The 15,834-nt window shown below is 40.9% G+C and carries 11 protein-coding genes and 1 pseudogene; 7 read left to right on the top strand and 5 right to left on the bottom strand.

Annotation, left to right across the window (positions count from 1 at the left end; all coding sequences use genetic code 11):
• Positions 1-15: 15 nt before the first annotated feature.
• Positions 16-1,218, bottom strand: coding sequence for an acetate/propionate family kinase (locus KTJ10_RS08515; protein WP_005066132.1), 1,203 nt, complete (start codon positions 1,216-1,218; stop codon positions 16-18).
• Positions 1,200-1,319, bottom strand: a pseudogene (locus tag KTJ10_RS08510) (hypothetical protein). The gene KTJ10_RS08515 and the pseudogene KTJ10_RS08510 overlap by 19 nt, the downstream one beginning before the upstream one ends.
• Positions 1,320-1,978: 659 nt before the next feature.
• Between KTJ10_RS08510 and edd the strand changes: the two are divergent.
• The 5 genes from edd (at position 1,979) to KTJ10_RS08485 (ending at position 8,352) form a co-directional block, all read left to right on the top strand.
• Positions 1,979-3,832 carry a phosphogluconate dehydratase gene (gene edd / locus KTJ10_RS08505; protein WP_262441788.1) on the top strand — a complete coding sequence of 618 codons (1,854 nt, stop codon included), beginning with the start codon at positions 1,979-1,981 and terminating at the stop codon, positions 3,830-3,832.
• A gap of 20 nt (positions 3,833-3,852) precedes the next feature.
• Positions 3,853-4,482 (top strand): bifunctional 4-hydroxy-2-oxoglutarate aldolase/2-dehydro-3-deoxy-phosphogluconate aldolase, encoded by a 630-nt coding sequence (eda, locus tag KTJ10_RS08500; RefSeq protein ID WP_262441787.1) that lies wholly within the window; start codon positions 3,853-3,855, stop codon positions 4,480-4,482.
• Positions 4,483-4,667: 185 nt separating this feature from the next.
• Positions 4,668-6,026: a GntP family permease gene (locus KTJ10_RS08495; RefSeq protein WP_262441786.1), complete on the top strand. Its 1,359-nt coding sequence runs from the start codon at positions 4,668-4,670 to the stop codon at positions 6,024-6,026.
• A 17-nt stretch (positions 6,027-6,043) separates the two neighbouring features.
• Positions 6,044-6,556, top strand: coding sequence for a gluconokinase (locus KTJ10_RS08490; RefSeq protein ID WP_130127805.1), 513 nt, complete (start codon positions 6,044-6,046; stop codon positions 6,554-6,556).
• Positions 6,557-6,723: 167 nt separating this feature from the next.
• Positions 6,724-8,352: an NADP-dependent glyceraldehyde-3-phosphate dehydrogenase gene (locus KTJ10_RS08485; protein WP_086265039.1), complete on the top strand. Its 1,629-nt coding sequence runs from the start codon at positions 6,724-6,726 to the stop codon at positions 8,350-8,352.
• Positions 8,353-8,469: 117 nt separating this feature from the next.
• Here the strand turns inward: KTJ10_RS08485 and KTJ10_RS08480 are convergent, their stop codons facing one another.
• Positions 8,470-9,735: a glutamate-5-semialdehyde dehydrogenase gene (locus tag KTJ10_RS08480; RefSeq protein WP_199992582.1), complete on the bottom strand. Its 1,266-nt coding sequence runs from the start codon at positions 9,733-9,735 to the stop codon at positions 8,470-8,472.
• Between the two features lie 299 nt (positions 9,736-10,034).
• Between KTJ10_RS08480 and KTJ10_RS08475 the strand changes: the two genes are divergently transcribed.
• A complete protein-coding gene (locus tag KTJ10_RS08475) occupies positions 10,035-11,348 on the top strand; it encodes an alpha/beta fold hydrolase (protein WP_182917638.1) in 1,314 nt (437 codons plus the stop codon).
• A gap of 56 nt (positions 11,349-11,404) precedes the next feature.
• Here the strand turns inward: KTJ10_RS08475 and KTJ10_RS08470 are convergent, their stop codons facing one another.
• Positions 11,405-12,247: a class I SAM-dependent methyltransferase gene (locus tag KTJ10_RS08470; protein ID WP_262441785.1), complete on the bottom strand. Its 843-nt coding sequence runs from the start codon at positions 12,245-12,247 to the stop codon at positions 11,405-11,407.
• Positions 12,248-12,327: 80 nt separating this feature from the next.
• Positions 12,328-13,347 (bottom strand): beta-N-acetylhexosaminidase, encoded by a 1,020-nt coding sequence (gene nagZ / locus KTJ10_RS08465; protein ID WP_101664124.1) that lies wholly within the window; start codon positions 13,345-13,347, stop codon positions 12,328-12,330.
• A gap of 192 nt (positions 13,348-13,539) precedes the next feature.
• Here nagZ and KTJ10_RS08460 point away from each other — a divergent pair, with 192 nt between their 5' ends.
• Positions 13,540-15,723 (top strand): carboxy terminal-processing peptidase, encoded by a 2,184-nt coding sequence (locus tag KTJ10_RS08460; protein WP_057086332.1) that lies wholly within the window; start codon positions 13,540-13,542, stop codon positions 15,721-15,723.
• Positions 15,724-15,834 lie beyond the last annotated feature (111 nt).

Here is a 15,834-nt window from a genome sequence, read left to right as displayed (position 1 = left end):
TTCGCTAAGCTCTAATTAAGCAAGGCTTGCTACAGATGCTGTATTTTCTGCTGCTTCAACAACTTGACGAGTTTCTTTGGCAATACGGCCTTCTTCATCTGTAGGAATGACCCAAATTTGAGGTCCTGTTCCGTTGTCGATTCGGCCTTCAGTGCCACGTTTTAGGTTGTTGTTTTGATCTTTATCAAGCTGCAAACCAAAATGAGGTAAATACGCTAAGGTTTTTTCACGAATATAAGCTGAGTTCTCGCCAATACCGCCCGTGAAGATTAAGCCGTCTAAAGTTGGCAAACCACAGCTTAATGCAGCAAGTGATTTTGCTAGGCGATAGCTAAACACTTCAATTGCAAGACTAGCATCTTCGTTGCCATTTTCAGCAGCTTCAATGACTGTACGCATGTCGTTAGAGAGTTGTGATAAGCCTAGTAAGCCACTTTCGTTATTTAAAACTTTATCAATTTTAGCCAAGTCCCAACCGAGATTTTTCGCAAGGAAGCTATGTAAGCTTGGATCAACGTCACCACTACGTGTTCCCATCACTACACCTTCAAGTGGAGTAAGACCCATAGAAGTATCAACACTTTGTCCATTCCATACTGCGCAAGTTGAACTGCCGTTTCCTAAGTGGGCTGTTAACCATCCACCTTTTTTCAGGTTACCTGCCAGCTCACTCGCTTTATCAGACACATACGCATGGCTTGTGCCATGGAAGCCATAACGGCGGACGTTATGGTCAGTATATAAAAATTTAGGAATTGCATAACGGTATGCATGCGGTGGCATGGTTTGATGGAAGGCAGTGTCGAATACGGCAACTTGAGGTAATTCAGGGAATAGACGTACGGTTGCATCAATACCAATTAAATGTGCTGGGTTGTGAAGTGGGGCTAAAGGTGTCGCAGCACGAATACGTTCAATAATTTCAGGAGTGAGTAATTCTGCTTTGGTTAAACTACCACCGTGTACAACACGATGTCCGATTGCTTGCGGTTTGTAGTTGGCAAGACGTGCAAGTAAAGTTTCTAAAGCTTTGGCATGGTCAGCATAAGGGATTGAAAGTTCAAGTGGTTCACCACCTACTGTAATTCCCTTAATACGAGCATCAGCTGCCCCCAAGTTTTCTGCTAAACCGTAAATACGATCTTCACGACGCTCTGAAACTAGTGCGTATTTAATAGATGAAGAGCCGCAATTGATAACTAATACTGATGTAGCCACGTTGAAATACCCAAGTCCTGATTTAAAATAGTTTTCCTAACTTCCTATTCAAGATGTATTATTTTTTGATACAGATTGAACGGGTTGTCATGTTTTAACATGTGTTGTTTTTCTGTCCAAGATAGACTTTAGCCCATTAGACTTAAGCACTATCGACCATCAAATTATTTGTAACTAACATTTGTCCAGTATAAAGCTTAACCACTGTATTCCTTGTTTTTTTATACGTGTAGAAACGAGTTTTTTGTATATATTTATGAAAGGTAAATTTCTATTTAATGTATTTTTCAAATATTTGGTATAAATTTTTTAAGAAAAAAGAAGTGCTGTTATTTTAATCAAACTATAGGGGAGTATTACAAATAATATACGTAAATGAAATTAAATTTTAATCGTTTATATATAGGTTAAAATATATAAATCATAAACATTTTTAATATAAAACTTAGTATAAAAAAGCCGGTATAAATACATTTATAAGAATATTTTATTGCTTTGATATTATGAGAATTTTCTCGTAGTTATTAGAAGCTAATATACCAGTAAATATAGTCAAAAATAAAACCAGCTTCTTGTTTAAAACTTAAACATAATTTGTATTTAATACCCATGCTCCGGTATTACCGTAAAATTTACTAGGGCTTGCATGTCGCTTTTTGCCTTAATAATATTGTTCCTTCCCCTTATCAAATGATGATGAAATATATCATTTGGTCTATTTTTATGTTCCGGCTTATCCGGTTGTACAGGAGCGTCCAGCATGGACTTGCCGAATCCAGTATTGGCAAAAGTGACCGAGCGTGTAATCGCACGTAGTCAAAAAACTCGTTCTGCATATTTACAACGTATTGAACATGCACAAGGCAAATTTCCTGCTCGTGGAGCACTTTCATGTGCCAATCTGGCTCATGGTTTTGCCAGTATGGACGATAATGAAAAATTAATTATTAAAGTAGGCCGTGAACCAAATATTGGCATCGTATCTTCATACAACGAAATGCTGTCGGCTCACGCACCGTATAAAACATTTCCAGATTTAATTAAAATAGCCGCTCGTGAGAATGGCGGCGTGGCACAGTTTGCAGGTGGTGTGCCTGCGATGTGTGACGGTATTACCCAAGGTAATGCTGGCATGGAACTATCTTTGTTCTCTCGTGAAACCATTGCGATGAGTACAGCGATTGCATTGTCTCATAACATGTTTGACGCAGCTTTATGTCTTGGTGTTTGCGACAAGATCGTGCCGGGCTTGCTCATTGGTGCTTTGCAGTTTGGCTATTTACCTACTATTTTTGTGCCAGCTGGCCCAATGACCAGTGGTCTATCTAACGATGAGAAAGCCAAAATTCGTCAGCAATTTGCAACGGGTCAGGTTGGCCGAGATGCTTTGTTAGAAGCTGAGTCAGCTGCTTATCATGGGCAAGGGACTTGTACTTTTTATGGTACAGCCAACAGTAATCAGATGCTGATGGAAGTCATGGGCTTGCATTTGCCAAGTGCCGCATTTGTTCATCCTCATACACCATTACGTGATGCACTCACCGCAGAAGCAGCGATTCGTGTACTTGATTTAACAGTTGAGCGTGGAAACTACACGCCGATTGGTCATGTGGTCGATGAAAAAGCAATTATAAACGGTATTGTGGCTTTACTCGCGACTGGTGGTTCAACCAACCATACTTTGCATTTGATTGCGATTGCTCGTGCCGCTGGCATCTTGATTGACTGGGATGACTTCGATGAGTTGTCAGCTGTTGTTCCATTACTCGCAAAAATCTATCCAAATGGTAAAGCTGATGTAAACCATTTCCAAGCTGCAGGTGGGGTCGCTTTCCTCATTCGTAATCTACTTGAAGCTGGTTTGTTGCATAACGACGTAACGACTGTGGCTGGTAAAGGTTTACAGCACTACACCAAAGAACCAAAACTGATTGATGGCAAGCTCACTTGGGTTGACGGTGTGGTTCAAAGCCTTGATGACAAAGTTCTACGTAGCATTGATGCGCCGTTTCAACCAGATGGTGGCTTGCGTTTAATGCAAGGTCGCCTTGGCCGTGGCGTAATCAAGATTTCTGCTGTTGCGCCAGAACACCGTAAAGTTAAAGCTCCAGCAATTGTGTTTGATTCTCAAGAAGCAGTGCAAGCTGCATTTGATCGTGGTGAATTACACCGAGACTTTATTGCAGTTGTTCGTTTCCAAGGTGCGCGTGCTAACGGTATGCCTGAATTGCATCGTTTAACGCCTGTGTTGGGTGTTTTACAAGATCAAGGTTTCCACGTTGCTTTAGTCACTGATGGGCGTATGTCTGGTGCTTCAGGCAAAGTTCCTGCGGTGATTCATTTATCTCCAGAAGCCTTACTAAATGGGCCGATTGCTAAAGTTCAAACAGGAGATATGTTAATCATTGATGCCGAAGCTGGCGTACTCGATGTTGAAATAGATGATGATGTATGGCAGTCGCGCCCTGTTGCACAGCCAGAACATCAGGCAGAAAACGAAGTTGGCTTTGGCCGTGAATTATTTGGTGTTTTCCGTGCTGCTGCTGCGCCAGCTGAACATGGGGCATCTGTATTTGGTGCATTGGTTGGTGAAAATTCACCAGAGCAGATTTGAATCAAAGGAACTGAAAAATAATGATTAAAATTGAAGATATCGTCAAATTAGGCCCAGTCATCCCTGTATTGGCATTTGATTCTGCCGAGGAAGGTGAAGATGTATCACGTGCTTTACATGCAGGTGGCGTAAAAGTTCTTGAGATTACCTTACGTACTGCTGCTGGTCTTGCTGCTATCGAGCGGGCTAGCCAATTGGCTGATGACATTGTGGTGGGTGTGGGAACGATTACCAAGCCAGAACACTGTGCTCAAGCCAAAAAAGCAGGTGCTCAATTTGGGGTATCCCCTGGTTTGACTAAAGATCTGCATTTGGCTGCGCAAGATGCTGGCTTACCTCTATTGCCGGGTGTGATGACACCAAGTGACCTGATTCAAGCGATTGAATTGGGTTATGACATTGTGAAGTTCTTTCCAGCTCAACAAGCAGGTGGTGTTGAGATGCTAAAAGCATTTTATGGTCCATTTTCAAACTTGCGCTTTTGTCCGACTGGTGGAATTACGGCAGAGTCAGCGCCAGATTTCTTAAAACAACCTAACGTGGTTTGTGTAGGTGGTTCATGGTTAACACCTAAAGCTACTGTAGCTGCACAAGACTGGGCTGAAATTACTCGCTTGGCACAAATTGCGAGTCAGTTGAGAGCTTTGTAAATGTAGACAATATTTATAAAAAATGAAGTGCATTCTATGTGCTTTAAAGGCTGTATTGATGTGACCAGTTTGTGCTGGTCACACCTAAATATAAAAATTTAATGTCTTAACAGTAGGAATTACTGTGGTTGAAGACCCTTGTTTAGGCAGTGTGCCTAAATAATTATTCCAAGGAGAAGTGTCCCATGGAGACGGTTCAGGGTGGCATGTTACTGATCTACACTGCAATCGCGATTATTGCTTTAGTGGTCATGATCGCGAAGTTTAGAATTTATCCATTTTTAGTTCTTATTATTGTTTCACTCGGTTTAGCCTTGGCTGTTGGCATGCCAATGGGTGATATTGTTAAGTCTTATGAAGCCGGTACAGGTAAAACCTTAGGTCACCTTGCGATTGTAATCGCACTAGGAACGATGCTCGGTAAAATGATGGCCGAGTCTGGTGGTGCAGAGCGAATAGCAATTACTTTAATTAAGTGGTTTGGTGAGAAAAATATTCACTGGGCCATGATGTTTATTGCCCTTATTGTTGGCCTTCCCGTATTTTTCGAAGTAGGTTTCGTTCTACTCATTCCAATTGCATTCAACATTGCTAAACGGACAGGCAAATCTTTATTAGTTGTTGGCCTGCCAATGGTTGCCGGTTTATCGGTTGTGCATGGCTTAATTCCACCACATCCAGCAGCATTGTTGGCAGTACAGGCTTATCATGCTGATATTGGTAAAACGATTGCTTATAGTCTGATCGTTGGTGTGCCAACAGCTATTGTTGCTGGACCATTGTATGCACTTTGGATTAATAAATACGTTAAATTGCCCGAAAATAATCCGTTAGCGAAGCAGTTTATTGAAGCAGATACGAATAGAACTCGTGAGCTACCAAGCTTTGGGATTACCTTATTCACAATTATGCTGCCTGTAGTATTAATGTTGGTTGGAAGCTGGGCTGATCTGTTCTTTGCACCACAGACTTTCGCAAATGATTTGCTACGTTTTATTGGTACTTCTGATATCGCATTACTCATTGCCGTACTGGTCAGCTTTATTACCTTTGGTACGATGCAGGGCTTTAACCGTGAACAAATTGAAAAATTCTGCGGTGGATGTTTAGCTTCTATTGCAGGGATTATGTTGATTGTAGGTGCTGGTGGTGGTTTTGGCGGCATTTTGCGTGACACTGGTATTTCTAATGAGATTGTCTCTACAGCGTTGAAAGCAAACCTGTCGCCGTTGTTGTTGGGTTGGTTTGTTGCAGCATTAATTCGTTTGGCAACAGGTTCTGCAACGGTGGCTATGGCTACAGCGTGTAGCATTGTTGCTCCAATTGCAGCTACGGCTGGTGTCGCAGTTAGACCAGAACTTTTAGTGCTTGCGACGGGTTCAGGTTCATTAGTTTTCTCACATGTAAATGACGCAGGATTCTGGTTAATCAAAGAATATTTCGGTATGACAGTGGGACAGACGCTCAAGACTTGGTCGGTATTGGAAACGATCATTTCAGTGTTGGGTTTATCTTTCACGCTACTGCTTAGCACTATTTTATAATTAAAGGTGAGTAATCCATGATTGTGATTGCAATGGGTGTCTGTGGAACAGGTAAAACCCTAATTGGTGAATTGTTATCAGAGCGTTTGGCTTGTGAGTTTCTTGATGGAGATACGCTTCATTCAGCTGCAAATAAAAGTAAGATGAGCCAAGGCATTCCTTTAACTGATGAAGACCGCTTGCCATGGTTACAGGCAATTCGTCAGGTCATTGAAACCAAACAAAGAGACGGTGAAACAGCTGTATTTACATGCTCATCTTTAAAGCGAATGTATCGCGATATTTTAAGAGGGCAGGATCAGAATGTTAAGTTTGTGTACCTAAAAGGCTCTTATGAGTTATTACAGCAAAGACTGGCAGAAAGATCTGGTCATTTTTTTGACCCGGCGTTGCTACAAACACAGTTAGATACGTTGGAAGAACCTGATATGAATGAAGCAATTGCTATTGATATTGCTCTCACACCAGAACAAATCATTGAGCAAGTCATTCAGAAGCTAGGAATGACTGATAATGTGTGTCGGGGGTAAATTCATCTAGAAAGATTATCAACGCTTTAAGTTATTCACCTTGTGATTTACGGTTCAAGCAAGGTGAATACGGATAATAATAGTGATATTGACCCGAAAAAGACCTGATTACAGTGGACAGTTCGGGGATATATAAAAGACATACGAATAATAAGGTATTAAGAAGAATGAATCAGTTAAATAATTTACAGCATAAATTCCCAGTAGAGGACAGTATTCCTGAAAGTGTGCGTCTGCCTTCTCAAATTCATCAGCGTGTCTCACTAGTGGATGGTGAGTTGAGGTTGTGGGCTGGTGCAACCAAGAAAACATTATCTCCAATCTGGATTCAGCAGCCTGACGGTAGCCTACAGCAAGTTGAACTTGGTAGTTATCCAGTCATGGGTGAAAAAGAAAGTGATGAAGCGTTAGAGGCAGCGGTACGAGCTTACAACAATGGTCGTGGCGAATGGCCAATGATGAAGGTTGGTGAGCGTATTGCCTGTATGCAAAATTTTATTCAGCGCATGGTGGAGCAGCGAGATCTGATCATTAAGCTGATCATGTGGGAAATTGGTAAAAGCTTGGCTGATTCAGAGAAAGAGTTTGACCGTACGATTACCTATATGCGTCAAACGATAGATGCTCTGAAAGATCTGGATAATGCTAACTCTCGCTTTGTCATGGCTGAAGGTACGATTGGTCAAATTCGTCGTACTCCACTAGGTGTCGTGTTGTGTATGGGGCCATACAACTACCCACTGAATGAAACTTTTGCGACTCTGATCCCAGCCATGCTGATGGGTAATACCATCATTTTTAAACCACCTCAATTTGGGACCTTGTTGTTCGAACCATTACTAGAAGCATTTCGTGACTCATTTCCAAAAGGTGTGATCAATACCATTTATGCACCAGGTTCTTTAGTGGTGCCGCATTTGCTGGCATCTGGGCAAATTAATGTGCTGGCACTGATTGGTTCTAGTAAAGTAGCTGATCACTTGAAGAAGCAACATCCTAAATCTCACCGTCTGCGTGCAATTTTGGGGTTGGATGCGAAGAATGCAGCTATTATTCTGCCGGATGCCGACTTGGATCTGACAGTGAAAGAGTGTCTGCTGGGTGCATTGTCATTTAATGGTCAGCGTTGTACCGCGCTCAAAATGCTGATGGTACATCGCTCGATAGCCGATGAATTTGTTAACCGCTTAACGACTGAACTAGCTAAACTGAAAGTGGGTATGCCATGGGAAAAGGGTGTATTTATTACGCCGCTACCTGGTATGCACCGTACAGCCTACATGACTGACGTCATTGAAGATGCCGTGGCTAAAGGGGCTCAAGTAGTTAATCCGGAAGGTGGTGAATTCTGCAAAACAATGTTCTATCCTGCCGTAGTTTATCCAGTGACTGAGGGGATGAGACTGTATCGTGAAGAACAGTTCGGTCCAGTGATACCAGTCTCTGTTTATGATGACATTGAAACTGTGCTGGACTATGTCACTACTTCTGATCATGGGCAGCAGGTGAGTATTTTTGGTAGCGACCCTGAGCAAATTGGTCATTTAGTTGATCCGTTGGTCCATCAGGTCTGTCGTGTAAACATCAATTGTCAATGTCAGCGTGGCCCTGATGTATTCCCGTTTGGTGGTCGTAAAGATTCTGCGGAAGGCACACTTTCTGTACATGATGCACTTCGAGCATTCTCTATTCGTTCTATGATTGCTGCTAAACAGACAGATGACAGCAAAGGCATGTTGGCCTCTATGGTGTCTGAACACTACTCTAAATTTGTGAATACTGACTTTATTTTCTAATAAATATACGATTAAGAAAAACCAGCCTTCGGGTTGGTTTTTTATAGTGACTCATAACTTGAATAATAAAAAACGCCTGATCAAGATCAGGCGTTTTTGTTTAAACCAATAGATTAATTATTGACGAATTTGACCGTCACCTAAAACAATCCATTTTTGAGAAGTTAAGCCTTCTAAACCAACTGGACCACGAGCATGAATTTTATCTGTAGAGATACCAATTTCTGCCCCTAAGCCATATTCGAAACCGTCAGCAAAACGAGTTGAAGCATTAATCACAACTGAGCTTGAATCTACACGAGCTAAGAATTGACGAGCTAAAGTGTAGTTTTCAGTCACAATTGCATCAGTGTGATGTGAACCATATTTGTTGATATGGTCAATTGCTTCATCAATACCGCTAACAACTTTAACAGCAAGAATTGGCCCTAGATATTCGGTATACCAATCTTCTTCTGTTGCAGGTTTTACAGATGCGCCCAAAATGCGACGTGTTTCTGGACAACCGCGAAGTTCAACTTGTTTTTCAGCATAAAGTTCAGCAATGCGTGGTAAGAAAACATCTGCAATTTTTTCATCAACGAGCAGAGTTTCCATCGCATTACAAACGCCATAACGATGTGTTTTTGCATTTAAGGTAATTGGTAAAGCTTTTTGCAAATCTGCTTGTGCTTCAACAAATACATGGCAGTTACCATCAAGATGTTTAATCACCGGAATACGCGCTTCGTTGGTTACACGCTCAATCAAGCTTTTACCGCCACGTGGAACGATTACATCTACATATTCAGCCATGGTGATGAGATGGCCAACAGCTGCACGGTCAGAAGTTTCAATGACTTGTACTGAATGCTCAGGTAAACCGGCAACTTTTAAACCATGCTTAATTGCTTCTGCGATTGCTTTATTTGACTCGAGTGCTTCTGAACCACCACGTAAAATAATGGCATTGCCCGATTTAATCGCTAAAGATGCAGCTTCAAGTGTTACGTTTGGACGTGATTCGTAAATCATACCAACCACACCCAAAGGTACACGCATTTTTCCAATTTGAATGCCTGTGGGGCGATATGCAAGATCAGTGATTTCCCCAATCGGATCGACCAGTGCAATCACATCTTTTAAACCTTGCAACATGCCTTTAATACGTGCAGGTGTAAGCTCAAGACGATCAAGTAAGGCACTGTCGAGCTGGTTGCTACGACCTTTATCCATGTCGATTTGATTCGCTGCCAAAATAGCTGCCTGATTATTTTCTAAAGCAGTATAAATAGCAGAGAGCGCATGATTTTTTAGTGAGGTAGAAGCACTTGTAAGGACACGAGAAGCCTCGCGTGCTTGTTGCCCAACTTTTTGCATATATTGTTCAATTGAATCTTGCATAGCATTTTTTAATCATTTACCAATGACTACGATAGTAGCAGTCAAATGCGGAACAATGAATGGCTTTTTTTCAAAAATGTGACCGCTATAAAAAAACATTTAAATATTTTGCAAACTATTAGCGGCTTAAACAAGATGAGCGGTCATTTCAGCGATTGCGTATATTTCAGACAATTGTTTAGAATGTTATTGTGCAATACAAACTAATACAAATTTTAAAGATTTGTGCATAAAAGATTACGTGTTCAAGAAGGAACTCTTGCAGCATAAAAAAATTACAGCAAGGAGGAAGCAAGGATATGAATTCCATTATTCAAATGGATTCGGAGATCAACCAAGCTTATGCCGGTTTTGGCTTTTTCGATATCTACCATAGAGATAGTTTTAAGCAACCTGCTCGTACAACATGGATTGACGGTTGGAAAATTGAATATATGGCAATTGCCGATCCAAAAACGATTCACAAAACACCGATTGTGATTGTTGGTGGTGCTTTCCAGAATTTTAATTCTTATAAATATTGTGTTGAACAGTTGTTTGAAAGTGGTCCTGTTATTTTAATCGATTTACCTTCGATGGGTGCAAATCAGCAAATTACTAATCGCGATACAGGAGTATCTGCGGGAACTTTAGAATTACCTGATTTATCTGAAATGTTAGGACGTTGGTTAGATATCGTTGGAATACAAAAAGTTTCTGTGATGGGAATGTCTTTAGGGTCCGTGATTGCCTCTTGTTTTGCTCATCATCGTCCCGACCTGATGGATCGTATGATCTTGATGGGGGTTATGCAAAAGACTCGTAAAAGTTGGCGAATGATTTTGGAAGAATCGCTCAAACTCATGCAAGAAAACCGTATGGAAGAGTTTGGGCAAGCTGTCATTTTGTATTTGGTGAATCATGCAAAATTAGAAAAAACTCGTATGTCACCAACTGCTAAGAAGTTGTTTTTTAGACAAATGGCTGAATTTACGGGGACTGAGCGGGAGCGTTATGAAATTAACTGTAATCGCCTTTTGCGTTTAACAGATGTACCTATCCCAGAGTGCAAAACGCTAGTTGCAGCAGGGCAATACGATAGTTTTACTCTGCCTCATGAAAATGCCAATTTTGCGTTGCAATGTCCTGATATGGAATTTGCCCTTATTGCAAACGCAGATCATGTACCGCAGCTACAGCGTCGTAAAGAAACTATGAGTTTGTTTACTTCATTTTTAAAAGGTGAATCTATCCAAAATCTGGATGGCATTATTCCAATGACGCGTGATCAAATGCAAAAAATGGAACGTCGTGGTGAGGAGCGAGTCCCAGTTTTACAACCGCATACTCAACTTACCCATAGAGAGTTTGATGTACAGGTCCCTGTATCAATTGTTGATGTGACTTTCTTCGGTATGTATTTAAAAATGAATGATGTTTCGCAGCTTGATTTTGTGAATGACCATCCACGCGATTTGGCACTTCATTTAGAAGATGAAGAAGGTAGTTTTGCGATTGAGTGCTTAATTTTTGAAAGTACAGCGCAGGGTATTCGAGCTTTATTTAAACATGGTAGTTTTGAGCTTGCTGATCGGTTAAGCCGTTTTATTGCTCGTCAAAAACAAGCAGCTTAATAATATATTTATAGATGGGAGCTCGTTTATTTCGAGCTTCCATTTTTTTATATTTATTATTTTATTTGAGAATGAATAATCCAGACTAAATCGCCTAAATGCTCTTCATGGTTATCTTGAGAAACTTGCCCAAAGAATATTTGTGGCTGTTCAATAGTAACCTGCTCAAACTCTGTATCTTTAAAAAAGTCTTTAACCTCTTGTGGACTTTTGAAATGAAAACTAAAAGAACTGCGAGACATTATTTTAAGTAACTTACTACTATTCCAAATAATACTGGCGAGTTTGTTTTTAATGGGTTCAGGATATAAGTCGGTTAAATAGTGAAGCTTTTTAAAAGTGGCACCATAGTGGCCAATCGCTTGGATCAGTTGTTTTAATAAAACTTTATCAAAATAGTTAATCAAGCCTTCACTGATTACAACCAATGGGCGGCTAGGGTCAAATACCTCAAATGCTTGTGCAAAAGCTTCTGTAAATAAATCAACTGATAAAATTTCAGGCGCATTCTTTTCAATTTGTTGTAACGCATTTTGTTTGGTTTGTGCCATATCGGGCAAATCAAGCTCCCGATAGGTAATAGAAGGGTAATGCTGCCTAAACCACCAGCCACGTGGCGACAGGCCACATGCTATTTCTAGAACTTGTAAATCAGGATTTTTTTGAATTAATTTTTCTAAATGATGATCAAGCATGGTGTGGCGTTGTTTTAGTGTAGTGCGCATGCTGCCACCCACATATTTCTCTGCCCATGATTCTAGCGGGTGAACTAAATAAGCCAGTGATTTGCCTTTGGTTGTGGCAAGTGCTTCATGAGAAATCCCCATTTGATACCAGATATAACCCGTATAGTGGGCTGTAAAAGAGATGTGGCGGTGTTTTGAAAGTTGTTGTGTCATTCGTCCTGAACTCGATTTATTGTTTTTGTGTGTTTTGACTGATGATCAAGATCATCAGTCAAATATAGGTTTAACTCAATTTAGATCGAATTTTTAAACTCTTCAATGGCTGTTTTGACAGCTTGCCACTCATTTCCAAGCGATAAAGTTTCACCAATCTGAATTTGTGGAATTTGGCCACGCATGCGTTCTAAACGCTGTTGATTTGGTAGTGCTAAGTTTGTAATACCTTCGAGCGCTGTACAGGCTGCACTTCGATCATTACACACCAACCCCATGTCACACCCAGCTGCTAGAGCAGCCTGAATACGAGCATCCGCACCACCTGCGACACATGCAGCCTGCATACTTAAGTCATCAGAGAAAAGTACACCATTAAAATTCAAACGTTTGCGTAGAACTTCTTGAATCCAGAAAGGTGAAAAACCTGCTGGATTTGGATCAACTTGATCATAAATCACATGTGCAGGCATGAGTGCATCTAGCTGAGGCATAAGCTTAATGAAGCTTTGCATATCATGGTTGTAAATTTCGTCATAGCTACGACTGTCGATTGCGGCCGCAACATGAGAGTCAGCTTTTACTGAACCGTGACCCGGGAAGTGCTTGCCTGTATTTGCCATGCCGGCTTTTTTCATACCTTGCATAAATGCGCCTGCAAGCGGGGCAATATCATCAATATTTTTAGAGAAGCCACGGTCACCAATTACATCACTAATAGCATTTAGGTCTAGAACTGGCGCAAAACTGAAATCGATGCCGACAGCAAGAACTTCAGTTGCCATTAACCAGCCGCACTGCTCAGCCAGTTCAAGTGCTTTTTGGGGTTGAGTTAAATATAACTCTCCGAAACGACCCATGGCTGGTAATAGGGTGAAACCTGATCTTAGGCGCTGAACTCGGCCACCTTCTTGGTCAACAGCAATCAAAATATCTGGGCGAATTTGACGCATATGGTCGGTTAAAGCACGCACTTGTTGTGGAGATTCAATATTTCGTGCAAATAAAATCATGCCACCGACTTGCGGAGCGCGTAATAGTTCAATATCTTCTTGAGTAAGTTCTGTGCCGGCGATGTCCAGCATCAATGCGCCAATCATATTGGTTCCATTTGAATTTTGATTGAAAAACAATAAGCGAATTTTGCAATGTTTTGCTACATTTTGTCAGTACAGAATATGATAAAACTACACGGTATAAACAATTTAGTTGGTTAAGATTTTGAATCTGCTTAGTTCATATCGAAAACAGAGCGTGTAAGATAGGAACACCCAAGGAAGTATTAAAAATTTATGAAACTTCAAACTATAGCTTGTGCAGTAGCGATCGCGACTGGCGGTTTATTCTTCTCTCATACGATGAATGAAGCGAGAGCAGCAACCAATACTGCTGCGGTTTCTCAATCGATCCAGCCAACGCAAGAACAGGCTTTGGTAGCTCGCCAACTGGCAACTTTAGTAGATCGCCAACATTATTTAAATATGCGTCTGGATGCGACCACATCAAATCGTATTCTGGATATGTATTTAGATAGTCTTGATCCAGATCACTCACTATTTCTAGATTCTGAAGTTCAAAATTATAAAAAACTATATGGTTCAAATTTTGGTGCTTCATTAAAAGCGGGGAATTTAACTGGACCGTTTGCAATTCATCAGCAATATCGTGAACGCTTAAAACAATTTTATGAGTTCATGTTAGCTGAGTTAAAACAACAGCAAAATTTAAAGCAGCCAAATAGCTATATTGAAGTTGATCGTGAAAAAGCACCGTATTTTAAAACGACTGCTGAGCAACAAAACCATTGGCGCAAAATGTTGGTTTCACAGTTAATCAACTTAACCATTAGCCGTGAAGAAGAGCAGGCGAAACAAAAAGCGCTTAAAGAAAATCCTTCACTTGCTGATGGTCAGGACTTAACTGGCCCAGAAGATTTAACACCAGCTCAAACGTTAACTAAACGTTATACGCGTCAGCTTGAAAGAATTAGTCGTGTAAAAAGCGATGACGTCTTGGACAAAACTTTAAATGCAATGTTGGCGACCTATGATCCACATAGTAACTATTACCCGCCAATTGATGCGATCGAACTTAATCGCCAAACTACTTTGCAGCTCGAAGGTATTGGGGTGTCGATTCGTCCAGAACGTGGCAACGAAGATTACACAAAGATTGAAACCATTGTAGAAGGTGGTCCTGCAAGTAAGTCTGGTCAAGTGAAATCAGGAGATCGAATCATTGGTGTCGCCCAAGAAGGCGAGAAAATGGTTGATGTGATTGGCTGGACAAGTTCTGAAATTGTTGGACTCATTCGTGGTAAACGTGGAACAAAAGTCACGTTAAAACTTCTTGGCGCTGGCGCATCAATGAGTCAGGCACGTAACGTGACATTAGTACGTGATGTTATCCAAGAGGAAGATGCTGGTGTTCGTTCACGCACAGTTGAAGTGACACGTGATGGTAAAAAGCATGTGTTGGGCGTAATTGAAATTCCATCATTCTATTTCGACTATCGTTCACGTCGTGCAGGTCAACAATACCGTTCAGTTTCTGAAGATACTGCAAATGCTTTTGAAGCGCTAAAAGCGAAGAAAGTAGAAGGTATTATTATTGACTTACGTAATGACCCAGGTGGCTCATTAGAAGAAGTTGCACGTATGTTGGGTCAGGTGATTAAGTCTGGTCCGGTGGTGCAAATTCGTGATGGCAATGGCAACGTAAGCGTGTTTGAAGATAACGATGGCGGTCAGCAAATTTATACAGGCCCACTCGCGGTATTGGTGAACTTGGCATCTGCATCGGCAAGTGAGATTTACTCTGCTGCAATTCAAGATTATGAGCGCGGTATTATTATTGGTAGTACAACAACTGGTAAGGGTACAGCTCAGGTACAACTTGATACTCTGGCATATGGTCAAGCAACTTTAACTCAGCGTAAGTTCTATCGTATTACTGGTGGTAGTACACAAAATAAAGGTGTAGTGCCAGACATTAAACTCGTTGATATCTATAACGAAGAGTTTGGTGAGCGTAAATCGAAGAATGCATTGAAGTGGGACACAATTCCTACTGCACCATTTAAACGTGAAGGTTCTGTTCAGCCTTATGTGACAAAGTTGTCTCAATTCTCTGAACAACGTGTTGCCAATGATGCTCAGTTTAAATATCTAAATAAACGTACTGCGATTGCTAAGGTGACGAGTGATCAAAAACAAGTGGTACTTGATATTGATAAGCGCCGTGCTGAATTACTTGGTTTAGAGAAACAAACTTTAGATGCAGAGAATGAACGCCGTGCTGCAACGGGTCAAAAGCCTTTTGCAAACTGGGAAAGCTATCAAGCTTCATTAGATGCTCTAGCTGAATCTCGCGCTAAAATGAAAGCATCGCAACGTCCAGCGTTACCAGAAGAAGAAACTTTTGTGACTGAAGCTGCTAATGTACTCATGGATTATGCAAAATTGCAAAATCGCTAATAGTTACTAGAATTTAAGAGAAAGCATGCTGTCATCAGTGTGCTTTTTTTATTTTTCATGTCAGTAAACTGTCATGCATTTATCATCAAAATGTCAAAAAAACTGCTTAAT

The sequence above is a fragment of the Acinetobacter sp. WU_MDCI_Abxc222 genome (genome assembly GCF_025514755.1).
Classification (GTDB): Bacteria; Pseudomonadota; Gammaproteobacteria; order Pseudomonadales; family Moraxellaceae; genus Acinetobacter; species Acinetobacter geminorum.
The sequence above is the reverse complement of the archived record's forward strand: the minus strand, read 5'-3'. Positions and strand labels throughout refer to the sequence as shown.